This window comes from Bacillus sp. JFL15 (genome assembly GCF_001184225.1).
In the GTDB taxonomy this organism is placed as follows: Bacteria; Bacillota; Bacilli; order Bacillales; family Bacillaceae; genus Bacillus; species Bacillus siamensis.
This window is the reverse complement of the sequence record NZ_KQ236689.1, coordinates 1,350,296-1,373,952: the sequence shown is the minus strand read 5'-3', so window position 1 is coordinate 1,373,952 and position 23,657 is coordinate 1,350,296. Positions and strand designations below refer to the sequence as shown.

Here is a 23,657-nt window from a genome sequence, read left to right as displayed (position 1 = left end):
TGTTTTTTTACGGGCTTTGCCTCAGGCCGCTGCATTGACTTGAAAACCTCCCCATTATAGAATTTACATACATTTACCCCTTTTTCATCCTTTTTGCCTATTTTTTACGTCTGCATCTGATCTGATAGGAGGTTTTTCTCATGCTTCATGGGCGGCTTCGTGAACTTCTGCGCTTGCTTTTAGCTGCTGAAACACCGGTTACAAGCTCAGTCATCGCTGCAAAAGTAAAGGTAACGACGCGGACGGTCCGCAATGACATAAAGGAACTGCAAACCATTGTCGAAAAACACGGCGCTTCCATTCAATCTGTCAGAGGGAGCGGCTATAAGCTGCTGATCCGGAATGAGCAGCCGTTTAAAAACTGGCTTCACGACAATTTCCAACAGAACAGCGCCGTGCCGATTTTTCCCGAAGAACGGATAAATTATCTGATGAAAAGACTGCTTCTGACCGACGGCTACCTCAAGCTGGATGACTTGGCAGAAGAATTGTTCATCAGTAAATCCACGCTTCAATCCGATCTGAAAGAAGTAAAAAAACGGCTCCGCCCCTATGACATCATTTTGGAAACAAGGCCGAACTACGGCTTTAAGCTGCGCGGCGAAGAGCTCCGTCTCCGTTATTGTATGGCGGAATACTTAGTGGACGACCGCGAGCCTGAGCCTGATCTCCTGAGTGAGAAGGCCGGTATTCTGCCGAAAGACGACATTCAAGTGATCCGAGCAGCCATTATGAAGCAGGTTCGAAACCATAAGATCCCGCTTTCTTTCTTCGGCCTGAACAATCTCATCATCCATATTGCCATTGCCTGCAAACGAATCCGGACAGAAAACTATGTATCTCTCATTCCGGAGGATCTTCATGATATTAAGCTTGAAACAGAATATCAGTCAGCGGAAGCCATCGTCAAAGAGCTTGAATCGGCGCTATCCGTCACCTTTCCCGAACAGGAAACCGCCTATATCGCCATTCACCTGCTCGGGACAAAACGCATGACCCAGTCACAAATCGAAGGAAAAGAGCTTACAAGGCTGATAGACGGGGAGACCAGCCGTTTGACAGAGGCGATGATTGAAGCCATTGAGCGGGAGCTGAAGCTCGGAATCACGGACGACAATGAACTGAAAGCGGGTCTTGCGCTCCATATCAAGCCGGCGATTAACCGAAACCGGTACGGAATGAACCTGAGAAACCCGATGCTTTCCGCCATAAAGGAAAATTACCCGCTAGCATTTGAAGCGGGAGTGATTGCGGGAATCGTGATTAAGGAGCAAACCGGCATTGATATTCATGAAAATGAGATCGGGTATTTGGCGCTTCATTTCGGAGCGGCCATCGAAAGGAGAAAGACAGAACGGCCGCCTAAGCGCTGCTTGATTGTCTGTGCGTCCGGCGCCGGCAGTGCACAGCTTTTAAGAGAAAAGCTGCGTTCACGGTTCGCAAAGCGCCTTGAAATCGTCGGCACAGCTGATTACTGCAGCCTTGACCAGCTTTCTTTTGAGTCGATTGATTTTGTGGTCAGCACAGTGCCGATCAAAAAAGACCTGCCCGTTCCCGTATTAAAGGTTCATACACTGTTGGGCGGCGGGGATTTTACAAAAATCGACGCCATGCTGGAAGAAAAGCGGGAACAATTGAACTTTCTGAAACCGGAGCTGGTATTTTTGCAGCAGGATCTGGAGACGAAGGAGGACGTCATCCGTTTTCTCGGACATCAGGTTGCAAAAGCCGGCCTCGCTTCTGATACTCTGACCGATTCTATTTTTGAAAGGGAAGCAATTTCTCCTACGAGTTTCGGCAATCTCACGGCGATTCCGCATCCGCTCGTTCCGCAGACAGACACGACGTTTTGGGCGGTGTGCACGCTGAAGAAACCGATTGACTGGGCGGATAAGCGTGTCCAATTTGTCTGCCTGCTCTGCGTCGAGAAAGAAAGCAAAGCCGACCTCCAGCATATGTACAAATGGCTAGGGGGCATGTTAGATGATCCGGCTGCGGTGAGCCGTCTCTTAAAATGCACAGCCTATCACGAGGTTTTACAAGTATTCAGAGACAAACGATCAGAGAAAGACCGGGATACACCTTTTTTCCGTTAGCAGCGGAAAAAGCCTGAGTAGTTATGAAAGCGATTTCATAATATGATGGTACTAACACCGAGACATACAAAATATCAAACTTTCAGGAGGTCTTTTACATGAATATATTACTCGTTTGTGCAGCAGGGATGTCAACAAGCTTACTCGTCACAAAGATGGAAAAAAGCGCGCAGGAACAAGGAAAAGAATATAAAATCTGGGCTGTGTCAGGCGATTCAGTCAACCAGCATATAGATAAAGCGGACGTATTGCTGCTTGGGCCTCAAGTCCGTTATTTGCTTCCGCAGCTGAAAAAATTGGGTGAATCAAAAGGAGTGCCGGTTGAAGTCATTAATACCGTCCATTACGGCACATGCAACGGAGCGGAGGTTCTGAAATCAGCAGAACAGCTCGGAAACGCATCGTAGAAAGGGGCGGGCCGTGTGAATAAGGTGAATCAGTTTTTAGAAGAGAAAGTCATGCCCATTGCCGGAAAAATTGCTTCCCAGCGGCATCTGCAAGCATTGCGTGACGGGATCATCCTCACCATGCCGCTTATCATCATCGGTTCGTTTTTTCTGATCATCGGCAACCTGCCGATTCCGGGATACGCGGATTTCATGGCGAAGACGTTCGGAAGCGCGTGGTCTCAAAAACTGCAATATCCGGTTGATGCGACCTTTGAAATCATGGGCCTTGTCGCCGCTTTTGGAATCGCCTACCGTCTGGCCGAAAAATACGGGGTGGACGCTTTATCGGCCGGTGCGATATCTCTGGCGGCGTTTCTTTTGGCAACGCCGTACAAAGTTCCGTTTCTGCCGTCCGGCGCAAAAGAGGAAGTCATGGTCGGCGGCGGCATTCCGCTTTCTCTCATGGGAAGCAAAGGGCTGTTTGTCGCGATGATCATCGCCATGCTGTCGACGGAAATCTACCGCTTGATCATCCAGCGGAATTTCGTCTTCAAAATGCCGGACGGCGTGCCTCCGGCGGTCAGCAAATCGTTTGTCGCTTTAATTCCCGGTTTTGCCGTCGTCTTTCTCATCTGGGGTGCGCGTTTAATCGTCGAAGCGACGCCGTTTGAAAGCCTTCATAATATTGTAAGCGTTGTACTGGGGACGCCGCTTTCGATTCTTGGCGGAAGTCTCGGCGGAAGCCTGGTAGCTGAAGCGGTTCAAATGCTCTTGTGGGCGTGCGGATTACACGGGGCGAACATTGTCGGCGGCGTCATGGCGCCGATCTGGTTCGGAGCGATGGATGCCAACCGGATTGCATTTCAGGCGGGCGATGCGCTGCCGAATATTTTCACCCAGCAGTTCTTTGAAATCTGGATCAACATCGGCGGAAGCGGCGCGACACTGGCGCTCGTGGTTACCATGTTTCTCCGTGCGCGAAGCAAGCAGATGAAGCAGCTTGGGAAACTAGCCATCGGGCCGGCCGTCTTTAATATTAATGAGCCGATTATTTTCGGAATGCCGATCGTCATGAACCCGATGCTTCTTATCCCGTTCATCATCACACCGCTTGTCACACTGACTCTTACCTATATCGGTATGAGCACAGGCCTCGTCGCCAAACCTGCCGGCATTGCCGTCCCGTGGACGATGCCGCCGATTTTCTCCGGCTATCTGGCCACAGGCGGAAAAATATCAGGGGCTGTCATGCAGGCGATTAATATCATCGCAGCCTTTATCGTGTACTATCCGTTCTTCAGAATGTGGGATTCGCAAAAGCTGAAAGAAGAAAACGAACTTGAACAATCGCAGGCGCCAGCCGTAGAGGGAGACGAAAAAGCCGTGCTTTAGAGAAAAGGAGTGAAACACATGAATGAGAAAATGGAACAGACCATTTTTCAGATCATCCTGCATGGCGGCAATGGCAGAAGCGCATCAATGGAGGCCATTGCCGCCGCAAAGCGGGGAGACAGAGCCCTGGCGGAAGAAAAGCTTCAGGAGGCCGCAAGGGAACTGACTGAAGCCCATCATTATCAGACAGAACTGATCCAAAATGAAGCCGGCGGAGAAAAAACAGACATGACGCTTTTGATGGTACATGCGCAAGACCATTTAATGAATGCCATGACCGTGAAAGACTTGGCCGCAGAGTTAGTCGAGATTTATGAAAAAGTGAGTCTGCAAGGGGGAGCAAAAATATGACAAAAGGAATTAAAATTGTAACGATCGGCGGAGGTTCAAGCTATACACCGGAGCTTGTGGAAGGCATCATTAAGCGCTATGATGAACTGCCTGTCAGAGAATTATGGCTCGTCGACATTCCTGAAGGCGAGAAAAAGCTCAATATCGTCGGCACGCTTGCAAAACGCATGGTCGAAAAAGCGGGGGTTCCGATAGAGGTTCACCTGACGCTTGACCGGAGAGAAGCCTTGAAGGATGCAGATTTCGTAACAACACAATTCCGCGTCGGTCTTCTTGAGGCCCGCGCCAAAGATGAACGAATCCCGTTAAAATACGGCGTAATCGGGCAGGAGACAAACGGTCCGGGCGGTTTATTCAAAGGGCTGCGCACCATTCCGGTTATTCTGGAAATCGCAAAAGACATCGAAGAGCTTTGTCCGAATGCATGGCTCGTGAATTTCACAAACCCTGCCGGCATGGTTACCGAGGCCTTGCTCCGCTACTCGAATCTTACAAAAGTCGTCGGCCTCTGCAATGTGCCGATCGGCATTAAAATGGGCGTCGCAAAAGCATTGGATGTCGATGTCAGCCGGATCGAGGTGCAATTTGCCGGGCTGAATCACATGGTCTTCGGATTAGATGTTTTCTTAGACGGTGTCAGCGTAAAGGATAAAGTCATCGAAGCCATGGGGGACCCGGAAAACGCCATGACGATGAAGAACATTTCCGGAGCGGAATGGGAGCCTGAATTCCTGAAGGCGCTCGATCTGATTCCTTGCGGCTACCACCGCTATTATTTCAAAACGAAAGAAATGCTCGAGCATGAAATAGAAGCGTCACAGACGGAGGGCACACGCGCCGAAGTCGTGCAGAAGGTTGAGAAAGAACTGTTCGAACTGTATAAAGATCCGGATCTCGCCATCAAACCGCCGCAGCTTGAGAAACGGGGCGGAGCGTACTACAGTGACGCGGCCTGCAACCTGATCAGCTCCATCTATAACGACAAACATGATATCCAGCCCGTCAATACGATAAACAACAGCGCGATCGCCAGCATCCCGAATGACTCAGCAGTCGAAGTGAACTGTGTCATAACGAAAGACGGACCGAAACCGATCGCCGTCGGTGATCTGCCGGTATCCGTCCGCGGGCTCGTCCAGCAAATCAAATCATTTGAACGCGTGGCCGCTGAAGCAGCCGTCACGGGAGATTATCAAACGGCGCTCCTTGCGATGACAATCAATCCTCTCGTCCCGTCAGACTCCGTGGCAAAGGCTATTCTGGATGAAATGCTTGAAGCGCACAAGGAACATCTGCCTCATTTCTTTAAGTCAATTGAAGCATAAAAGCACCAAAAAAACCCGGAAGCGATTCCGGGTTTTTTGTTTATTTTGATTCGCTTAATGAGGCGACTTCCGTCGTCCAGCCGAACACGTCGGCTTCTGCGCCTTTTTGGATGCCTGTAATGGTATCATACAGTTTCTTCGAGATCTCTCCGGTTTCACCGCTGCCGATGACAAGACTTTCATCATTCCAGATCAGTTCGCCGACCGGAGAAATGACCGCCGCCGTACCGGTTCCGAACGTTTCTTCCAATCGGCCGTCACGATGCGCCTGAATGACTTCATCGATCGAAATTTTCCGCTCAGACACAGTCAGTCCCCAATGTTTGAGCAGGGTGATGACGGAATTTCTCGTAATTCCTTCAAGAATGCTTCCGTTCAGCTCCGGCGTCACAATTTCGCCGCTGATTTTGAAAAAGATGTTCATGCTGCCGACTTCTTCGATGTATTTTTTCTCAATGCCATCAAGCCATAGCACCTGGGAAAAGCCCTTCTCCTCCGCAACCTGCTGCGCCTTCAGGCTTGAAGCGTAGTTGCCGGCCGTTTTCGCGTTTCCCGTACCGCCTTTGACGGCACGCACGAACTCGTTTTCCACGGCGATTTTCACCGGTTTAATGCCTTCTTTGTAATAAGAGCCGACCGGCGACAGAATGATAAATAGCTTGTACGTATGGGATGCCGCTACACCGAGGAAAGGCTCGGTCGCAATGATAAACGGACGGATATAAAGGGAAGTGCCTTCCGCTTTCGGAATCCAGTCTTTGTCGATGGCTACGAGCTGTTTCAGGCCTTCAAGAACAAGCTCTTCATCAATGAGCGGGATGCAAAGACGGTCATTTGACTGATTCAGGCGCTCCATATTTTTCTCCGGTCTGAACAGAAGCACCTCCTGATCCTTCGTTACATACGCTTTAAGCCCTTCAAAAACGGTTTGGCCATAATGATAGACCATAGCCGCAGGATCCATTGAGAAGGGCTGATAAGGGATAATTCTCGGATCGTACCAGCCTTGATCCGCATCGTAATCCATAACAAACATATGGTCGGTGAAAATTCGGCCGAACGCAAGGTTATGGGGGTCCGGTTTAGGTTTTTTGGCTGAAGTCAATTCAACACGAATGTCTTGTTTCATAATGTTCTGTCTCCCTATTGGTGTTATTGTCAAACTTATTTGAAAATAATTTATATTCTATTGTATACCTTCAACAAATATTCGCAATAGTTTTCCTCAAATTTGTGAAAAAATCAAATCACACAAAAAGCAGGGGAAAGAATCCCCCCTGCGTGTTCGTTTTTGCTGTATTCGGTCATCACCGTGCTCAGTGAACCGTCACTTTGCCGGTTTTGTAAAACTGCTCCATCGCTTTATCGACGTACACCCAGCCCTTCCAGGCGATATGGATGGTGTCTTTCATAAAGTACGGATCATATTCGTGCCCGGATAAGTCGGCAACCTGAAAGCCCTTCGCTTTAATTTGCTTTGTGACTTTTTTGTAGTAATCAGTCCGGCCTTTTTTCGGGAAGCCGGTGTAGTCATACCATTTTCCGTTGACCGGAATAACCACGAACATCGGTTCAGCGCCGGCATCTTTCAGAATGTCCAGCATATCCTCAAAGTCGTGATATTCGACTGATTTGGCGTATGTTCTTCTTTTGTTGATTCCTTTCACTCTCTTTAACTTCGGCTTAATTTTTTTATAAGAAGTGTCATCGATATAGAAAGGATTGGACTTGGAACTCCGTTTTCCTAATTGCGCGGCGGCTGTTTTTAACTCTGACCACGATTTTCCTTTTAGGTTTTCAGAGATCGTCCGCTCAGGACCCTTGGTTTCTCCCATTGAATAATAAAGATCTTTTTTCTCAAGCAGAGAATAGTAAGCCTTGGCGGCCGGCATGACCGTTTTCACTTTCCATGATTGGCCGTTGACCATTCCTTTGTACAATTCAGAAAGGACGGCATCATGCTGAACGACTTTAAAACGAAGCATGCGTTTCATCATGTTCTTTTTGACTGCGGGATCAATCTGGTCATTAAATGCTAAATCCAATGCCTGAAGTGATGAAAAATTCGGTGCAAAGTGCTGTTCATCAGAACCTTTTTTAATAAACCATTGAGGAGAAACAATAAATACCAGTTTTTTGCCTTTCAGCTGCTGGTAATGCGCCGCAAAGTTTACGGCGTGTATCAGGGATTGATCCCCGCCTTTTCCGACAAGATAAGGCGTAAAGCCTTGGTTGTTCACTTGAAAATAGTTGGATGGGTGAAACTCATCTAATCTTGAAAGCTCGGAAGAACCGAAAATCGGCAGATACTTCGAGTCTTCGAACATTTTGTTTTGCAGATAGAGCCCTTGGAACATATTCGGGTTTAAGGCCGCTGCCGACTCTTCGACACGTTTTTCAGGAATGAAGCGCGTAAGCCATGATGCCGGAACTGCGATAGCTCCGACAAACAGGACAAACGCTAAAATAATTGGTCCAAAGAAACGCTTTTTCATTTACTTCAACTCAGTCAGTTTGTTTACAATGTTGTTTGGCGTATTCCACTCGTCACGGTCAAACTCAGTGATCGGCACCGTAATGCCGAAGCGGTTTTCGATGGCAACAAGCAGCTCTACAGTTCCGAAAGAATCAAGCAGTCCTTCTTCAAAGATTTCAATATCAGGATTTTCTTTCACAGCGTCCTCCTGACAAACTTCAGCTAATACGTCTAATACTTCCTGTTTAAATTCCATGTGTTTTCAATCTCCTTTAGTGATGAAATGGTTTTCCTGAGAAAATATAAAATCCGAAACATACGAAATGGAATGTGATGACGATGGCTAAAAACGCCGTAAAACGATTGGCGGGCAGCCACTTGTATTTCTTATTCCATTTCTCAAAAAAGTTATACCCCGTCATTAACACGGCATGGTACAGGCCGTACACAATATATTGCAGGGCGAGCCCGTGCCAGACGCCCATCAGCATGAACAGCAGGAAATACCCGATGTTCGAGACGGCCATCCGGTTCTTTATCCATTTTTTCTTTGTCATCCAGAAAACAAAGCGCATAAATACGTAGTCTCTGAACCAAAAGGATAAGGACATGTGCCAGCGGTTCCAGAAGTCTTTAATGTTTCTGCTGATAAACGGCTTATTAAAGTTTTCCGGAGATTTGATACCCATAATGTAGCTGACACCGACGGCAAACATCGTGTAGCCCGCAAAGTCGAAAAACAGGTACAAGCTGTATCCGTACATGTACAGCACATTGCTCCACAGTTTGCTGTGGGTGATATGAGACAGATTCATAATGAAATACGTGTTAATCGCATATCCGATAATGAATTTGTACAAGAAACCGATAAAAATTTTATGAATGCCGGTATACAGTAAATCAGCATATTCTCCCTTTGTCCATACTTTCTGTTCGTCCTTGGCAAATCTGCGGTATCTGTCGATCGGACCGGAAGAAATGGTCGGGAAAAACATAATAAAGTACAAAAGGCGGTGAAGCGGCATTTTTTCTTTAATCAGCCCGTCTCTCGTTTCCATGATCAGCTGGACGCCTTTAAATGTCAAATAAGAAATTCCTAAGAAACTGATCAGGTTATGAACCGGATGATGAGGCACCGGCGGAAAGAAAAACGGCCATAATTTAGATAAAAACAGGGGTAAAATGGACGCGATCACGGCCATGCTGAAGACAAAGCCGCTGTTGGCTTTCAGTCTGTAAGCGAGATACCCCCTGATTAACAGCACCTGCCACAGCGTAAAGATACATAATGCAATGACGCCGTGCAGATCATGCGAGAAAATCAAAGCCAATACGATGATGGATATAAACATGTTGTATCCTTGGAATCTCTTGCCGTTCAGCCCTAAAATAATCGTCGGCAAGAGAAGGATTCCAAGTAAGATAAAGAAGAAAAACGAGCTGTAAGGCGTCATACAAGAACCTCTTCGCCAATGCGTTTACGGTCGATTTTTCCGTTCGCAGTCATTTGAATGTGATCCTGATAAATGAATTTTCTCGGAATCATGTAAGCCGGAAGCGAAGCGGCCAGCTCTTTCTTAATAGCGCTTGTCAGCTGGAATTCTTTTTCGAAATCATGTTTTTCAGGCACGATGGCGGCAATTAGATATTCGACAGGTCCGTTAGGCTGATACGGGATGACAACCGCTGAGCGTACATATTGAGACTGCCTTACATGCACTTCGATTTCCTCAAGCTCCATTCGGTAGCCGTGAAGCTTTATCTGGAAATCCAGGCGTCCTTGGCAGAAAATCTGACCTTCTTGAGCATAACCGGCATCACCCGTATGATATGCCCACTGTCCGTCAACAGAGAAAAACGCTTTTTCCGTCAGAGACGGCTCGCCGAGATACCCTTTGCTTACGCTCGGGCCGGCGATGATGATTTCTCCTTTTTCTCCGTCCGGAAGCCTATTCCCGTTTTCATCCATGATGAAGATATTCATATCGGGTTTTGCAAATCCGACGGGCAGAGATTCATTTTCATCGATGACCTGCTGCGTAATTTCCACGGAGGTGACGGCAACCGTTGTTTCGGTCGGGCCGTATGTATTGAATACGCGGGCCTTCGGAAAACGGTTTAACAGTTCCTGTGCCACGGCAGCCGGAAGCGCTTCTCCGCAAAACATAAATACTTCTGCGTCAGGCAGGAGTTCCTGCGTAAAGCCGGGATCCATCAGACACATTTGAACGAAAGACGGCGTCGATGTCCAGACGTTCAATTTGGATTTCTCCAGCTCTTCAAATAGTACTTTCGGTTTATTGATTTTGTCTTTCGTTACACAGTGCAGCGTACCTCCCGTTTGAAGCGACGGGAAAATGTCCATGACAGATAAATCAAAAGAAAACGGAGCTTGGTTTAAGAATGTCTTGCCTTCGCCCACAGGAAAATCCCTGCAGATCCAGTCTGTGAAGCTTTGCAGGTTATCAGCTGATATCTGCACGCCCTTCGGATTTCCCGTGCTGCCGGACGTGTAAATAATGTAAAACGTGTCCTGATCTTTTACCCAGTTCTCACGGCTGAGGTCTGCATCTCCGTCAGCTGCAAGCTCTTCGGGTGTAACGGTTTTAATCAGATTGCTCCCCGTATCGACTGCATCGCCCGATACGCTGATGAGCAGCTCTGCGCCTGAGCTTTCAATGATTTTGACGATCCGCTCTGCCGGAATGGACACATCGACAGGGATGTAAGGGCGGCCCGCTTTGACGCTTCCTAAGAAAGAAACGATCATATTCGGCTCCATATGTCCGTAAACCAGGACAGGGGTTTTCGAACCGTCAGCTGTATGTTGTTGAATGCCGGACGCAACCCGCTCCGACAAATCCCATAATTCCCCGTAAGTGAGGGAATGATCTAAGGAACGAAACGCTTCTGCCTGAGGCTTGGCGTCTGCATATGTTTTTATAGCATCAAGTAGTTTCATAGTTATCCTCCCCGATTAGAAATCGTTGTAAATATAAGTGCCGGTATTGGCTGTATGAAATCCATACATCCAAAAGAGCAATACTAATATCAGAAAATAAAAGCCCGTATGAAACGTCCATTTAACCAATGTATTTTCATAAGCACGTTTTAATTTTTGCATCATGTTAAAATTCCTTCCCCGCGTATTCAATAATTACACCAGTATATGACGATTAGATTAACAAAAAGTTTCAAAATATGTCTAATATCCTAAGCTTAAAATTTCCTTAAAAATGAATGAGAAACAAAAGGATGGAAAATACGCATGTATAAATTGGCAAATGATCATACTAAAAAAGCGCATGTTCAGGCGGGATTTTTAACTTATCGTAAATATAAATGAGGTAAAAAAATTTCGGCGGCTTTTTCTTACGCAGGCTTGTGCCGAACCCCAATGGGGAAGGGCGGAAAGCCGTTTTCGGCAGCAAAGCTGACGGAGCGCCGCATCTTGTGAAATGGGGAAGAAATTATTATGATAGATAAGGTAGCAGAAAACATAAAAACCCCAATTCAACACTACTGTTATCGGCTGACTGTGAAAGCCTTTTAATAGAAAGGAAGAGGAAAATGAATCAAAACAATATGGGAGGCAGCCAAAAGACGCCTGAAAAAGAAAGCATGGGCCGCATTTTATGGCAGTTAACCCGCCCTCATACATTGACGGCATCGTTTGTGCCCGTACTTCTCGGCACTGTATTGGCGATGTTTTACGTAAAGGTTGATTTCCTGCTGTTTTTAGCCATGCTGTTTTCCTGCCTTTGGATCCAGATCGCCACGAACTTATTCAATGAATATTACGATTTTAAACGCGGTTTAGATACGGAGGATTCTGTCGGTATCGGCGGAGCGATCGTCCGCCACGGTATGAAGCCGAAAACGATTCTGCAGCTGGCGCTCGGCTCTTATGCGATTGCCCTCGTGCTCGGTGTTTATATCTGCATGAGCAGCAGCTGGTGGCTTGCGGCAATCGGCCTTGCCGGCATGCTGATCGGCTACCTGTATACGGGCGGCCCGCTGCCGATTGCGTATACACCGTTCGGTGAACTGTTCTCCGGCATTTGCATGGGCTCTGTGTTTGTCCTTATTTCTTTCTTCATTCAGACTGGCGGAATTAATGAACAGAGCATTTTGATTTCCATCCCGATCGCCATCTTGGTCGGCGCGATTAACCTGTCCAATAATATCCGTGATATTGAAGAAGATAAAAAGGGCGGACGTAAAACGCTGGCGATTTTGATGGGGCATAGGGGAGCCGTCATGATACTGGCCGCGTCCTTTGCTATCGCCTACATCTGGATCGTCGGTCTTGTTATCATGGGATATACAAGCCCGTGGCTGTTCCTGGTCTTTTTGAGCGTGCCGAAACCCGTTCAGGCCGTGAAAGGCTTCGTGAAAAACGAAATGCCGATGAACATGATTATTGCGATGAAATCAACGGCGCAAACCAATACATTCTTCGGATTCCTGCTTTCCATCGGACTCCTGATCAATTATTTCCTGATCAAATGACAAGGCAAATGCCATAACGGCATTTGCTTTTTTTATGACATAATCTTCACGATTTTGTAAAGAACCTGACCGCCGACCGAACCGTCTGATATGTGGACAGCAAAGCAAGGAGATGAAAAAAATGGACTTGTCAACAGCCCATATGGATGATTTAAAAACGGTCATGGAAGATTGGAAAAATGAATTATTAGTTTATAAATTCGCTTTAGATGAGCTGGATACGAAGTTTTCTATCATCAGTCAGGAATATAATCTGATTCACGGGCATAACCCGATCGAGCATACAAAATCACGCGTAAAAAGTTTCGAGAGTATCGTCAATAAACTGATGCGCAAAGGCTGCGATGTGACGACGCAGGAAATGAAAGAGCATATTCATGATATCGCAGGTGTCAGGATTATCTGTTCTTTTATATCAGATATTTATAATGTCGCTGAGGTTTTGAAGCAGCATAAGGACCTGAAGATCGTAAAGGTGAAGGATTATATCAAACATCCGAAGCCGAACGGCTACCGCAGCCTGCATTTGATTATTGAAATTCCCGTCTATTTGACGAATCGGGTGGAATATGTGAAGGCGGAGATCCAAATCCGCACCATCGCCATGGATTTTTGGGCGAGCCTTGAACATAAAATTTATTACAAATTAAATAACGAAGTCCCGAAGCATCTGACTGACGAGCTGAAGGAAGCGGCGGACATCGCCCATTATTTAGACGAAAAGATGCTTGGGATTAAGAAAGAAGTCGATTAACCGATTGGCGCATCATAAACAGCCGGACTGCAAATAAAAGCGGTCCGGCTGTTTGTTTATCCAATGACGCTCACCGTTTTTCGCTATCGGCCTTGATGGGATTGCCGCCGTTCACATAGACCTCGCCGCTAAGATCATTTTCTTTCCTCACTCCAAACAAAGAAGAAAGATATCAACTCGTCAACAGCACATTCCCGCAGAAAAAATGTGTGAGATCGAGGTTTACTTTTGAAAAAAAGGGAAAGAAAATGATACAACAAAAAGGGAGATGAATATCAGTGGGAAAGAATGAAACAATGCATATCGTATCATGTGCCGATGATAATTATGCTCGTCATTTGGGTGGGATGTTCGCTTCTTTATTGATGAATATGGATAAAACAAGGAATGCCAAATTATATGTGATCGACGGCGGAATTACTGCCGAAAACAAGGACAAGCTTGAACAGACTGCGATGTCATTCGGAACGCCGCTTGAATTTTTAGAAGTGGATGCTGATCAATACAAACATGCGGTCGAAAGCAGCCACATTACAAAAGCGGCTTATTACCGCATTTCCATTCCTGATTTAATTAAGGATGAGTCCGTAAAGCGGATGATTTACATTGATTGCGATGCAATTGTGATGGAAGATATTTCGGTTTTATGGGATTTGGATATTTCCCCGGCAATAGTTGCGGCAGTAGAAGATGCCGGACAGCATGAAAGACTGAAAAAAATGAATATCAGCGACACGGCCAAGTATTTCAATTCCGGCATTATGATTATAGATTTTGAACCTTGGAGAAAACAGAATATTTCCAAAAAAGTGATTGATTTTATCAATGAAAACAGTTCGGAGGATTTTCTCGTGTTTCATGATCAGGACGCGCTTAACGCGGTCTTATATGATCAATGGCATGAACTGCATCCGCGCTGGAACGCGCAGACGCATATTATCATGAATGAGAAAACGCCTCCTGAACTGATCGACCGTATACGTTACAGAGAAACACGGGCCGAACCGGCCATCGTCCATTTCTGCGGCGGAGACAAGCCTTGGAATACAGGCACCGCGCACCCGTACCGTGATCATTATTTCCGATACATGTCCTTTACGAAATGGAACACGATCGATCGCCCGGCCATGAACCAATAGGCAGATGGGAGAAAAACGCTTATGAAGCCATGATGCGGCTCATAAGCGTTTTTTTAATGTTTCACCCGAATTGCGCGCACGCGTTTTTGCAGGCTGGTCTTTTCAGCAGACGGCTTCAGCCGGCTGACCGCCGTTTGTGCCGCTGATTTTGCCTTTTTCGTTTTGGTTTTTTCGGCTGTTTTCACTTTGTCCCTTGCCTGCTTCCGGTTGAGTTTCTCTTTTATCCGGTCAAGCCGTTTTTCCAGAGCGGTTTTTTCTTTTCCCGGCTGAAGCTCGCTCACTGCTTTTTTGGCTTTTGCGGCGTTGGCCTCAGAGGTCTTTTTTTCGGCCTGTCTGACGCTGGCCCCAGCCGTTTTCAAAAGGCCTGAATTGACAGCGTCAAGCCGCTTTTGCAGTCCTTTTTTCTCTGATCCGGCCGGTAATTTCCGGATGGCGCTTTGTGCCGCATTAACGGCGGTTTTTTTCTTTTGTTTTTCGGCAGTCCGGACTTTGTCTTTGGCGTCCGTCACATTTCTTGCTGTCTGAACTTTATTGATTCGGGACTCGAGGGCGGTTTTTCCCTTTGACTTTGAAAGCTTGCTAACTGCTGTTTTTGCTTGATTGATATCTGCCTGCTTTTTCGTTTTTTCCGCTTTTATTACGGCCCGTTCGGCAAAGCTCTTTTGCTTTGCGTGATATTGCGCCAGCCCGTACCCGAATTGGCTGTCACGTCCGGGAGCGCCCAGATCTTTGATGTTTTGCTGCATCTGCTGTCGGAGCTGTGTATTTGTTTCTTCCGGATATTTTTGCTTGAGCAGCGCGAACATTCCGGTGACGTGCGGCGCGGCTTGAGATGTGCCGTCAGCCACGGCGTACATTTGATTCAGGTACGTGCTCGTAATATTGGTGCCGGGTGCGGCAAATTCAATTTGTTTTCCGGTCGTAGAAAAAGCCGCAAGACCGTTTTTTTCGGTTGACGCTGAGACTGCCGTTACGCTGCTGTAGGCGCCCGGATAATTGACGGGTTTTTTGTTGCCGTCGTTTCCTGCGGCGGCTACGATCACAATGCCTTTTTTGTATGCTTTGTCGACAGCGTCGTGAAGAATTTTGCTGTCTGCGTTAGTTCCGAGACTCATATTGATGATGTCCATTTTGTTGGCGATGGACCAGTCGATCGCTTTAAGAAGGCTTTTGAGATCTCCCGCACCTTTTCTGTCCAATGCTTTAACCGCATATAACCGGACATCCGGCGCGATGCCGTCAATGCCGTATCCGTCATGTTTGGCGGCAATGATGCCGGCGACATGCGTACCGTGCCCGTTGTCATCTTTGTATGAAGATGTATAGCTGACTGCGGAATAGCCTCCCGCAACGGAAAGGTCATCGTGAGGGTAAATGCCGCTGTCAATAACAGCCACTTTCACCTTTTTCCCCGTCAAGCCTTCTTTCCAGGCCTGCTTGACCTGAGTGGGCTCTATATCCCATTGCGGCAGCGTGTAACTGCTGCTTGAGGCCGCTGTTAACGGGTGGATATCAGAACCGCCTGCTGCCTGAAAGGATACATTGTCTTCAACATATAAAATGTCAGGATCATGTTTCAGGTCTTTCACCGTTTCCGAATCAGCCGACACGGCGACTGCGGGAAGATGCTGATAGGTCTGTTCTACATCCGCTCCGCTGTCTATGGCGGACTCCTTGCCGTTATTATTTTTGTAGACCACGATAACGTCCCGGTCCTGTGTCTCGGCGTGAGCGGGTGCCGCGGCTGCGAACAGGGTGACACACAAGGCCGCGGCCATGATCGGTTTCAGGGTGTGATACATTGTGATTCCCCCTTTTTCTTTATATATCGGCAGTGCGGAATTCTTTTTTTTCCTAAGGGATAAGGAAAATTTCTGTATGCAAATGTAAGCGTTTCCAAAATATGATGGAGAAAATGCTTTAAGACATCTGCGCAATGAACTCAAAAAGGGGGTTTTTTGATAAATGAGTACGTTTAATCGGGTCATGGAAGAAAAAATCATGCCTGTCGCCGGAAAAGTCGCCGGCCAAAGGCACTTAAGGGCTTTGCGGGACGGCATTATTTTGACTATGCCGCTTATTATCATCGGATCGGTTTTTCTGATTCTGACGAGTCTTCCGATTCCCGGTTATGCCGATTTTATGGCGGGTCTTTTCGGTGAAAATTGGGTTGAAAAGCTCGGGTATCCCGTGAATGCGTCCTTTGACATTATGGCGCTTGTCGCTGCCTTCGGGATTGCTTACCGGCTTGCGGAAAGCTATGAGGTCGATGCCCTGTCGTCGGGAGCCATTGCCCTTGCCGCCTTTTTATTGGCGACACCGTATCAGATTCCGTTTATTCCTGACGGCTCGTCAACAGAGATTATGGTGGGGGGCGGCATTCCGATTTCGCTGCTCGGGAGCAAAGGTCTGTTTGTCGCGATGATCATAGCAATGCTGTCTACGGAAGTGTACCGGTTTATCGTACAAAGAAATATCGTCATTAAGATGCCTGACGGAGTGCCGCCTGCGGTCAGCAAATCGTTTGTTGCGCTCATCCCCGGTTTCATTATTATTACGCTCGTATGGCTGGCCCGTCTGTTTATTGAAATAACTCCTTTTAAAAGCCTCCACAATGTCGTAGGCGATCTGCTGGGCACCCCGCTGTCTATTTTGGGCGGGAGTCTCGGCGGAAGTCTTATCGCCGAATTCGTGCAAATGCTGCTTTGGTCGTGCGGCATACACGGCGCGTCCATTATCGGCGGCGTCATGTCGCCGATCTGGTACGGGGCGATGGACGCCAACCGTTTGGCTTTTCAGGCGGGAGAAGCGCTGCCGAGCATTTTTACGACACAGTTCTTTCAAATATGGATCAATGTCGGCGGAAGCGGCGCAACGCTTGCCCTTGTGCTGACCATGCTTGTGCGCTCCAGAAGCAAACAGATGAAACAGCTCGGCCGACTCGGCATCGGACCCGCGATCTTTAACATTAACGAGCCGATTATTTTCGGGATGCCGCTCGTCATGAATCCGCTGTTAATCGTGCCTTTTATCATCGCACCGCTCTTGACCATTACGGCGACGTACATCGGGATGAGCACGGGAATGGTGGCAAAACCGGCGGGAATCGCCGTACCGTGGACGATGCCGCCGCTGATTTCCGGTTATCTGGCGACGGGCGGGAAAATCTCCGGTTCGGTCATGCAGCTGATCAACCTCCTGATTACATTTATCATTTATTATCCGTTTTTCAGAATGTGGGATCTTCAAAAATGGAGAGAGGAACGGGCAGCGGAACAAAACGTCACAGAAGAAATATAAAAAAACGGGCGCTTCTGCCCGTTTTTTTTTAACGCTGGAAAAATTCGATCCATTCGCCGTCAGGTCCTTCAATGTAAAAGTAGCGGTATCCGTTCGGAAGCGTCGTGATTTCTTCATCGATAAATACGGCGCCCTGACGCTTCGCATGCGTGAATTCCGCCGCGATATCTTCAGTTAATAAAGCGATATGATGCACTTTTCCTTCTGCGGGAAGCTCGCTGCTGTAGCCTTGAATCAGCTCAATCTCCGTCTCAGGCCCTTCCTGAAAGCCGAGAAAGGCAAGTTCAATAATGCCGTTCGTATGAGTGATACGATCCTTTAACTGCATACCGAGAACGTCTTGGTAAAAAGCAATGGATGTTTCAATATCTTTGACCATAATGCCTGTATGGTCGATTCTTTTGGCTGTCATGGTTTTCCCCCTGTTTTGAATTTTTCGGGACAATGCATGTTTTATGGTACGATAAGAGAAAGCAAAACGAAAGAGGAATGCACAATGAAGCTACTTACAGTGAAAGATACATTTGCCGGAAAGCTGAAAAAAGGATTCCCCCTGATTGAAAAAGACGCTCTGTCCGGAAGCTCGGCTCATTTAACAGAGGGCGATCTTTTTGATGTGACATCCGAGAAGGGCGAATTTATCGGGAAAGGCTATTACGGTTTGCAGAATAAAGGAGTCGGCTGGGTGCTGTCCCGTGCGAGAGACGAACAAATCGACGGACGTTTCTTTTTGGACAAGCTGAAAAAAGCGGCTGAAGCAAGAGCCCATCTGTTTAAGGCGCCCGATACGACGGCGTTCCGTCTGTTCAACGGTGAGGGCGACGGCATCGGCGGCGTCACGATTGATGTCTATGACGGTTATCTGCTGATTCAGTGGTACAGCAAAGGCATTTATGCATATAAGGACAGTTTGATTGAGGCGATTGACGGGCTGGAGCTTTCTTATAAGGCGATCTACGAAAAGAAACGGTTTGATACCGCCGGACAGTACGTGGAAGACGACGATTTTGTCAAAGGTGAAAGAGGAGACTTTCCAATCATTGTCCAAGAAAACGGCATACAGTACGCGGTGGATTTAAACGACGGGGCGATGACGGGCATTTTCTTAGACCAGCGTCATGTACGCAAAGCGATTCGGGACAAGTATGCAAACGGCAGACGGGTGTTGAATACGTTCTCTTATACGGGGGCATTTTCGATTGCGGCGGCGCTTGGAGGAGCTGAGAAAACGACCAGTGTCGATGTCGCCAACCGCAGCCTTGCAAAAACGATTGAACAGTTCAGCGCCAACGGAATTGATTACGAAGCACATGATATTAAAGTCATGGATGTTTTCAAATACTTCGGCTATGCGGAGAAAAAAGGGCTGGCGTTTGACCTCATCATTCTTGACCCGCCTTCTTTCGCTCGTACAAAAAAACGGACGTTCAGCGCGGCGAAAGATTATAAAAACCTGCTGAAGGAAACGATCGCCATCACCGCAAAAAACGGCATCATCGTTGCATCGACAAACAGCAGCGCCTTCAATATGAAGAAATTTAAAGGCTTTATAGAGACCGCCTTCAAAGAAACAAACGAGCGTTACGACATTTTGGAAGAATATACGCTTCCGGAAGATTTCAAAACGATTCCCGCGTTTAAAGAAGGGAACTATTTAAAGGTTGTTTTCTTACGGAAAAAATAGGATTATCGTTTAAAGCGATGAAAGAGGGGGAAAGAAAACCTTCCTTCATCGCTTTAAATTGGTTGAAAATAAAACAGGTTGTTAAAGAAACAGTCCGCTATTATGCAGTATCTCATCTGTATTAAGTAAAGTGGCCTCTCTAATTCCCACATTGTTGGCCTTCATGAAGGATTGCACTGCTTGGTAGCCAACCGCATAGCCTGCAAACGGTGATAAGCCGACAGGCTGATAACCTTGTTGGACTGCAAAGATGTCACCAAACATGTAACTGCTGACCTCAGCAAATCCTTTCATATTTAATGAGTCTTTGATGATTTCTTTTGAGTATTCTAAGTCTTCCTTTTCAAAAGAAGTAACCCAAGGGCCTAACAGAGCTTCTCCGTAAAGTTCTTTGGCAAACGATTCTGCCAGCCCCTCTATAATTAAGTAATCACCAACCGTTACGTTCCCATAATCCCAATTGAAATACGAAAAACGAATATTATGATGAAATTCATGTGCGATTACAGCAGGCAGTCTCGGTATATTATAAGTATTGGGAAAAATACTAACTTGAATAAATCCCGGAATTCCTCCAAATCCGCAATATCCTTTATGTAATTCAAGTTTTTTTGGATTAGCCAGATACATTCCAAATCTTATTTCATCAGCGTTTATTTTTAAGTTGCTTTCTTTGAGGAATTCAACACAATGAGTTAAGGCATCATATGCAATTTGAGGAGCTTGAATTTCTTTCAGGCTCTCTAATGCTTTTTTTCCGGTTTCCGTGTCCGATATGCTCAGGTAGCCCAGCATATTTGCAGCCATTATTACATCATATCCGTTAGGGTGTTTTGACTTTAAGGGAACATTAATCTTCTTCCACATGTCTTCGAAGGGTTTCATCATTGAGTATCGATAATAATCTTCTCTATTTTCAATTATTGAAAATAACTTTTCGTATTGCCCGATTGTATCCTCTATAATGATTTTAATTGGTATCACCCTTTTTTTGATTATCTATATAAATTTTAATTGCGTCACTCATGAGCTTCGCCAATCCTTCACCATACTGATCGATGTTCTTAGTAAAGCGTTTATCTTCAACATAGAGTTGACCTAATCCATAAAAGGCATCAAAAGAATATTCACCAAAATTATCATTTAAAAAATCAAACCATTCTTTTACAGCTATTTGTACTTTCGGAGAGTTGGGGGATTGGTTAATGAGCAATGCAAATTTATTGAACATTGCAGTCCACTTATCAGATAAATCTTTTTGTTCACCATCAGTCATGCTTTTCAATCTTATATTCACCTTATCGACAGGTTCATCCCCCCACCGTTTGCGAGCTTCTTGTTCATAAAGATTATGTTTAAAGTGAATTCCCTCAAATCTCTCTTTGTTTGTCATGCAGATTTCTCCCATCATATGTTTGATTGATTTATCAATGGTATCAATCATCTTGTCGACTCGATTTCGTTTCTCCATCAACATTTTCTTTTGTAAGATTAAAGCCTCTCTTCGGTTAAATGAAGGACTATTAATGATTTCTTTAATCTCTTTCAGGGAGAAATCGAGCTCCTTGAAAAATAATATCTGTTGCAGCTGTTCAAGGTGTTCTTCTGAATAAAGCCGATAACCAGAATCGGTAGTTTTAGGAGTCAATAATCCAATCTGATCGTAATGATGGAGAGTACGGATGCTTACTCCAATCAGTTCAGCTACTTCTTTTACTTTCATATCCATCACTTTTTCCGCCTCCTCAATTGCTACTCTAAAGTATTACGCGGCGTAAGAGTCAATAGTTAGTTATGGATTTTTCGATTTAGCTATCACAACAAAAAAAGCCGGGCACGCAGCCCCGGCTTTTTTCTATTCAATAATCTGCTGGACCCGGCCGATTCGCCCGTCCTCCAGGCGAACCTTAATGCCGCGCGGGTGGAAGCTTGAGTTCGTCAAAATATCTTTCACGATTCCTCTTGTCAGTTTTCCTGAACGCTGATCGGCTTTCAAGACGATATCGACTTCAAGCCCTTTTCTGATGCTATTTCGCTGCTGGCCGTTCATATGACACATCCGTTCTTCAGACTTTTCATTTCATGTCTTATCATATCGTGTTTTCGTCTTTTTATGAAGGACAGACTGATTGATCTCTGGCAAATAAAAAAGACCGCTCTGTCAGGAGCAGTCTTTTATGACATAAACGAAAGCAAAATCGGGGCCGCGCACAGCGTCATAATCGCGGCGAGAATCATGGACACGCTTGAGATCGTACCTGAAACGGAGCTGAGCTCAAATGCTTTAGATGTTCCCGCTCCGTGTGCGCTTGTTCCGAGCAGCACGCCCCGGGCAATTTCGTTATCAATGCGGAAATAGCGGATGACCATCGGCCCGATGATCGTTCCCAATAAAGCCGTTAAAATGACGAAAACCGCTGTAACGGCCGGCATCCCGCCGATCATTTCTGATACGTTCATGGCAATCGGCGTCGTCACTGATCGCGGCACGAGACTGTCGACTAAGCTGCTGCCGAGATGGAACCATTTCGCGATAAAGGCCGTTGACAGAATGGCGATACATGAACCGACCGCTACGTTCAAAATAATTTCCACGGCGTATTTCTTTAAAATCGGGAAATATTTATAAAGCGGGATGGCGAACGCCACTGTTGCCGGCTGAAGCATATCGGTCAGCAGTCCGCCGCCGAGATTGTATGTCTGATACGGGACATTGACAAGAAGCAGCAGTACGACCAAAACAGCGGGCGTAATCAGAAGCGGCGACGTATACACCCGCGGAAAACGAATGTAGAGTTTTTTCGCGCCCAAATACACTAAGACAGTTAAGAATAAACTTATGATTCCGATGAACACGTTTGTTTTTTCTCCTTTCTTTTTGCTATCAGCTGTGTAAGCGTACCTGTTGAAACCATCACGACAAATGTGCTGATGATGACGACAAGTAAAATGCTTACACCGAATTTAGACATAATATCTCCGTATTCAATCACTCCGACGGCAGACGGGATGAAAAACAACAGCAGCTCACCGAGGAGCCATGCTGCGCCAAGCTCGATCCATTCAAGCTTGATAATCTTGAAATGCAACAATGTGAAAAGAATCACAATCCCGATTATACTGCCGGGAATATTTATATGAAGAGCCGCCGTGACCCAATTGATCAGACGCGCAAATATAAACAGCAGAGCGATTTGAATAACGGTAAGCAACAATTTTTTCATAATGATGCCTCCCTTATATTTATATTGTACATAAGGTTTTGCTATAGGTAAAATATATATAAAGAATAATATGTATTCCTTTTGTCTATAGAAAGGATGAAATGAAATGGACATCCGGCACTTAACGTACTTCTTGGAAGTGGCCCGTTTGAAAAGTTTTACGAAGGCTTCGCAGTCATTGTATGTTTCACAGCCGACAATTTCAAAAATGATTAAAAATCTGGAGACGGAGCTCGGCATCAAGCTGTTTTACCGCAATGGCCGGCAGGTTGAACTGACTGACGCCGGACAGAGCATGTATGTGCAGGCGCAGGAAATCGCAAAGTCATTCCAAAACCTGACATCAGAGCTGAATGATATTATGAAGGTAAAGAAGGGGCACGTCCGCATCGGATTGCCGCCGATGATCGGGTCGAGCTTTTTCCCGAGAGTGCTCGGTGACTTCCGCGTCACATATCCCGACGTGACGTTTCAGCTCGTAGAAGACGGCTCTATTAAAGTGCAGCAAGGTGTGGAGGACGGCTCGCTTGATATCGGGGTCGTCGTGCTTCCCGCGAATGAAGAGATTTTTCATACGTTTACAATCGTAAAGGAAACCCTCATGCTCGTCGTCCATCCGTCACATCGGCTCGCGGACGAGAAAGAATGCAGTCTTCACGAATTGAAAGAAGAGCCGTTCATCTTTTTCAGGGAGGATTTTGTCCTTCACAATCGAATTATGACGGAATGTGTGAAAGCCGGGTTCAGGCCGCACGTCATTTATGAAACGTCACAGTGGGACTTTATCAGCGAAATGGTATCGGCCAATCTCGGCATCGGCCTGCTGCCGGAAAGAATCTGCCGCGGCCTTGATCCTGAGAAAGTCAAAACCATTCCGCTCGTTCACCCGGTCATTCCGTGGCATTTAGCCATCATTTGGCGGAAGGACCGCTACATGTCCTTTGCCGCCAGAGCCTGGCTGGAACATACAAAATCGTATTTGTGGAATCCGAAAAAGAGAAAAAAGGATGATTAA

24 protein-coding genes are annotated in these 23,657 nt (G+C 46.4%); 11 read left to right on the top strand and 13 right to left on the bottom strand.

Annotated features, from left to right (window positions below; genetic code table 11):
- Window positions 1-140: 140 nt before the first annotated feature.
- The 5 genes from licR (at window position 141) to licH (ending at window position 5,553) form a co-directional block, all read left to right on the top strand.
- The gene (gene licR / locus AD710_RS06935) at window positions 141-2,096 is read left to right on the top strand and encodes a transcriptional regulator LicR (protein WP_049627631.1); all 1,956 of its coding nucleotides are present in this window, start codon (window positions 141-143) and stop codon (window positions 2,094-2,096) included.
- A 98-nt stretch (window positions 2,097-2,194) separates the two neighbouring features.
- On the top strand, window positions 2,195-2,503 hold the full coding sequence (licB, locus tag AD710_RS06930; protein WP_003150863.1) for a PTS lichenan transporter subunit IIB: 309 nt from the start codon (window positions 2,195-2,197) through the stop codon (window positions 2,501-2,503).
- Between the two features lie 15 nt (window positions 2,504-2,518).
- Window positions 2,519-3,877, top strand: coding sequence for a PTS lichenan transporter subunit IIC (gene licC, locus AD710_RS06925; protein WP_049627630.1), 1,359 nt, complete (start codon window positions 2,519-2,521; stop codon window positions 3,875-3,877).
- An 18-nt stretch (window positions 3,878-3,895) separates the two neighbouring features.
- Complete coding sequence (licA, locus tag AD710_RS06920; RefSeq protein ID WP_016937491.1) at window positions 3,896-4,228, top strand: PTS lichenan transporter subunit IIA; 333 nt, start codon at window positions 3,896-3,898, stop codon at window positions 4,226-4,228.
- Entirely contained in the window at window positions 4,225-5,553 is a 1,329-nt protein-coding gene (gene licH / locus AD710_RS06915) for a 6-phospho-beta-glucosidase LicH (protein WP_016937492.1), read from the top strand. Before licA ends, licH begins: the two co-directional genes overlap by 4 nt.
- A 40-nt stretch (window positions 5,554-5,593) precedes the next feature.
- Here licH and AD710_RS06910 read toward each other — a convergent pair whose 3' ends face one another.
- The 6 genes from AD710_RS06910 to AD710_RS06885 all read right to left on the bottom strand — a co-directional run bounded on the left by AD710_RS06910 (window position 5,594) and on the right by AD710_RS06885 (window position 11,156).
- The gene (locus AD710_RS06910; RefSeq protein WP_029575286.1) at window positions 5,594-6,685 is read right to left on the bottom strand and encodes a branched-chain amino acid aminotransferase; all 1,092 of its coding nucleotides are present in this window, start codon (window positions 6,683-6,685) and stop codon (window positions 5,594-5,596) included.
- 184 nt (window positions 6,686-6,869) lie between these two features.
- The gene (gene dltD, locus AD710_RS06905; RefSeq protein ID WP_049627629.1) at window positions 6,870-8,048 is read right to left on the bottom strand and encodes a D-alanyl-lipoteichoic acid biosynthesis protein DltD; all 1,179 of its coding nucleotides are present in this window, start codon (window positions 8,046-8,048) and stop codon (window positions 6,870-6,872) included.
- The gene (dltC, locus tag AD710_RS06900; protein ID WP_003150875.1) at window positions 8,049-8,285 is read right to left on the bottom strand and encodes a D-alanine--poly(phosphoribitol) ligase subunit 2; all 237 of its coding nucleotides are present in this window, start codon (window positions 8,283-8,285) and stop codon (window positions 8,049-8,051) included.
- 16 nt (window positions 8,286-8,301) lie between these two features.
- Window positions 8,302-9,483: a D-alanyl-lipoteichoic acid biosynthesis protein DltB gene (gene dltB / locus AD710_RS06895; protein ID WP_016937495.1), complete on the bottom strand. Its 1,182-nt coding sequence runs from the start codon at window positions 9,481-9,483 to the stop codon at window positions 8,302-8,304.
- Entirely contained in the window at window positions 9,480-10,991 is a 1,512-nt protein-coding gene (gene dltA, locus AD710_RS06890) for a D-alanine--poly(phosphoribitol) ligase subunit DltA (RefSeq protein ID WP_049627628.1), read from the bottom strand. The genes dltB and dltA overlap by 4 nt, the downstream gene beginning before the upstream one ends.
- A 15-nt stretch (window positions 10,992-11,006) precedes the next feature.
- A complete protein-coding gene (locus AD710_RS06885; protein ID WP_013354059.1) occupies window positions 11,007-11,156 on the bottom strand; it encodes a teichoic acid D-Ala incorporation-associated protein DltX in 150 nt (49 codons plus the stop codon).
- Window positions 11,157-11,599: 443 nt separating this feature from the next.
- Between AD710_RS06885 and AD710_RS06875 the strand changes: the two genes are divergently transcribed.
- From AD710_RS06875 to AD710_RS06865, 3 genes are all read left to right on the top strand, one after another.
- Window positions 11,600-12,541 (top strand): 1,4-dihydroxy-2-naphthoate polyprenyltransferase, encoded by a 942-nt coding sequence (locus tag AD710_RS06875; RefSeq protein ID WP_016937498.1) that lies wholly within the window; start codon window positions 11,600-11,602, stop codon window positions 12,539-12,541.
- A 121-nt stretch (window positions 12,542-12,662) separates the two neighbouring features.
- A complete protein-coding gene (locus AD710_RS06870) occupies window positions 12,663-13,295 on the top strand; it encodes a GTP pyrophosphokinase YwaC (RefSeq protein WP_007407732.1) in 633 nt (210 codons plus the stop codon).
- 278 nt (window positions 13,296-13,573) lie between these two features.
- Window positions 13,574-14,434 carry a glycosyltransferase family 8 protein gene (locus AD710_RS06865; RefSeq protein ID WP_016937499.1) on the top strand — a complete coding sequence of 287 codons (861 nt, stop codon included), beginning with the start codon at window positions 13,574-13,576 and terminating at the stop codon, window positions 14,432-14,434.
- A 53-nt stretch (window positions 14,435-14,487) separates the two neighbouring features.
- Here the strand turns inward: AD710_RS06865 and AD710_RS06860 are convergent, their stop codons facing one another.
- Window positions 14,488-16,236 carry a S8 family peptidase gene (locus tag AD710_RS06860; RefSeq protein ID WP_049627627.1) on the bottom strand — a complete coding sequence of 583 codons (1,749 nt, stop codon included), beginning with the start codon at window positions 16,234-16,236 and terminating at the stop codon, window positions 14,488-14,490.
- 163 nt (window positions 16,237-16,399) lie between these two features.
- On the opposite strand from AD710_RS06860, the gene celB reads away from it, so the two are divergent.
- Complete coding sequence (celB, locus tag AD710_RS06855; protein WP_016937501.1) at window positions 16,400-17,734, top strand: PTS cellobiose transporter subunit IIC; 1,335 nt, start codon at window positions 16,400-16,402, stop codon at window positions 17,732-17,734.
- 28 nt (window positions 17,735-17,762) lie between these two features.
- Here celB and AD710_RS06850 read toward each other — a convergent pair whose 3' ends face one another.
- Window positions 17,763-18,146 (bottom strand): glyoxalase GlxA, encoded by a 384-nt coding sequence (locus AD710_RS06850; RefSeq protein WP_032875731.1) that lies wholly within the window; start codon window positions 18,144-18,146, stop codon window positions 17,763-17,765.
- Between the two features lie 84 nt (window positions 18,147-18,230).
- Here AD710_RS06850 and AD710_RS06845 point away from each other — a divergent pair, with 84 nt between their 5' ends.
- Window positions 18,231-19,418 (top strand): class I SAM-dependent rRNA methyltransferase, encoded by a 1,188-nt coding sequence (locus tag AD710_RS06845; protein WP_049627626.1) that lies wholly within the window; start codon window positions 18,231-18,233, stop codon window positions 19,416-19,418.
- A gap of 81 nt (window positions 19,419-19,499) precedes the next feature.
- On the opposite strand, the gene AD710_RS06840 is transcribed toward AD710_RS06845, so the two are convergent.
- The 5 genes from AD710_RS06840 to AD710_RS06820 all read right to left on the bottom strand — a co-directional run bounded on the left by AD710_RS06840 (window position 19,500) and on the right by AD710_RS06820 (window position 22,642).
- Entirely contained in the window at window positions 19,500-20,402 is a 903-nt protein-coding gene (locus tag AD710_RS06840; RefSeq protein WP_082197864.1) for a DUF2268 domain-containing putative Zn-dependent protease, read from the bottom strand.
- Entirely contained in the window at window positions 20,389-21,147 is a 759-nt protein-coding gene (locus AD710_RS06835; RefSeq protein WP_049628778.1) for a MerR family transcriptional regulator, read from the bottom strand. Before AD710_RS06835 ends, AD710_RS06840 begins: the two co-directional genes overlap by 14 nt.
- 126 nt (window positions 21,148-21,273) lie before the next feature.
- The gene (locus AD710_RS06830; protein WP_016937504.1) at window positions 21,274-21,468 is read right to left on the bottom strand and encodes a YwbE family protein; all 195 of its coding nucleotides are present in this window, start codon (window positions 21,466-21,468) and stop codon (window positions 21,274-21,276) included.
- 125 nt (window positions 21,469-21,593) lie between these two features.
- Window positions 21,594-22,274 (bottom strand): CidB/LrgB family autolysis modulator, encoded by a 681-nt coding sequence (locus tag AD710_RS06825; RefSeq protein ID WP_012118753.1) that lies wholly within the window; start codon window positions 22,272-22,274, stop codon window positions 21,594-21,596.
- Window positions 22,256-22,642, bottom strand: coding sequence for a CidA/LrgA family holin-like protein (locus AD710_RS06820; protein WP_016937505.1), 387 nt, complete (start codon window positions 22,640-22,642; stop codon window positions 22,256-22,258). Before AD710_RS06820 ends, AD710_RS06825 begins: the two co-directional genes overlap by 19 nt.
- A 106-nt stretch (window positions 22,643-22,748) precedes the next feature.
- On the opposite strand from AD710_RS06820, the gene cidR reads away from it, so the two are divergent.
- A complete protein-coding gene (gene cidR, locus AD710_RS06815; RefSeq protein WP_049627625.1) occupies window positions 22,749-23,657 on the top strand; it encodes a cidABC operon transcriptional activator CidR in 909 nt (302 codons plus the stop codon).

What these genes read in the sequence shown, in the direction of transcription:
- dltA (WP_049627628.1), bottom strand. Translation starts at nt 10,991, where the DNA reads ATGAAACTACTTGATGCTATAAAAACATATGCAGACGCCAAGCCTCAG.
- AD710_RS06860 (WP_049627627.1), bottom strand. Translation starts at nt 16,236, where the DNA reads ATGTATCACACCCTGAAACCGATCATGGCCGCGGCCTTGTGTGTCACC.
- AD710_RS06845 (WP_049627626.1), top strand. Translation starts at nt 18,231, where the DNA reads ATGAAGCTACTTACAGTGAAAGATACATTTGCCGGAAAGCTGAAAAAA.
- licA (WP_016937491.1), top strand. Translation starts at nt 3,896, where the DNA reads ATGAATGAGAAAATGGAACAGACCATTTTTCAGATCATCCTGCATGGC.
- AD710_RS06835 (WP_049628778.1), bottom strand. Translation starts at nt 21,147, where the DNA reads ATGGATATGAAAGTAAAAGAAGTAGCTGAACTGATTGGAGTAAGCATC.
- licH (WP_016937492.1), top strand. Translation starts at nt 4,225, where the DNA reads ATGACAAAAGGAATTAAAATTGTAACGATCGGCGGAGGTTCAAGCTAT.
- dltB (WP_016937495.1), bottom strand. Translation starts at nt 9,483, where the DNA reads ATGACGCCTTACAGCTCGTTTTTCTTCTTTATCTTACTTGGAATCCTT.
- AD710_RS06830 (WP_016937504.1), bottom strand. Translation starts at nt 21,468, where the DNA reads ATGAACGGCCAGCAGCGAAATAGCATCAGAAAAGGGCTTGAAGTCGAT.
- AD710_RS06850 (WP_032875731.1), bottom strand. Translation starts at nt 18,146, where the DNA reads ATGACAGCCAAAAGAATCGACCATACAGGCATTATGGTCAAAGATATT.
- AD710_RS06820 (WP_016937505.1), bottom strand. Translation starts at nt 22,642, where the DNA reads ATGAAAAAATTGTTGCTTACCGTTATTCAAATCGCTCTGCTGTTTATA.
- AD710_RS06870 (WP_007407732.1), top strand. Translation starts at nt 12,663, where the DNA reads ATGGACTTGTCAACAGCCCATATGGATGATTTAAAAACGGTCATGGAA.
- dltD (WP_049627629.1), bottom strand. Translation starts at nt 8,048, where the DNA reads ATGAAAAAGCGTTTCTTTGGACCAATTATTTTAGCGTTTGTCCTGTTT.
- cidR (WP_049627625.1), top strand. Translation starts at nt 22,749, where the DNA reads ATGGACATCCGGCACTTAACGTACTTCTTGGAAGTGGCCCGTTTGAAA.
- AD710_RS06875 (WP_016937498.1), top strand. Translation starts at nt 11,600, where the DNA reads ATGAATCAAAACAATATGGGAGGCAGCCAAAAGACGCCTGAAAAAGAA.
- celB (WP_016937501.1), top strand. Translation starts at nt 16,400, where the DNA reads ATGAGTACGTTTAATCGGGTCATGGAAGAAAAAATCATGCCTGTCGCC.
- dltC (WP_003150875.1), bottom strand. Translation starts at nt 8,285, where the DNA reads ATGGAATTTAAACAGGAAGTATTAGACGTATTAGCTGAAGTTTGTCAG.
- licB (WP_003150863.1), top strand. Translation starts at nt 2,195, where the DNA reads ATGAATATATTACTCGTTTGTGCAGCAGGGATGTCAACAAGCTTACTC.
- AD710_RS06885 (WP_013354059.1), bottom strand. Translation starts at nt 11,156, where the DNA reads ATGATGCAAAAATTAAAACGTGCTTATGAAAATACATTGGTTAAATGG.
- licR (WP_049627631.1), top strand. Translation starts at nt 141, where the DNA reads ATGCTTCATGGGCGGCTTCGTGAACTTCTGCGCTTGCTTTTAGCTGCT.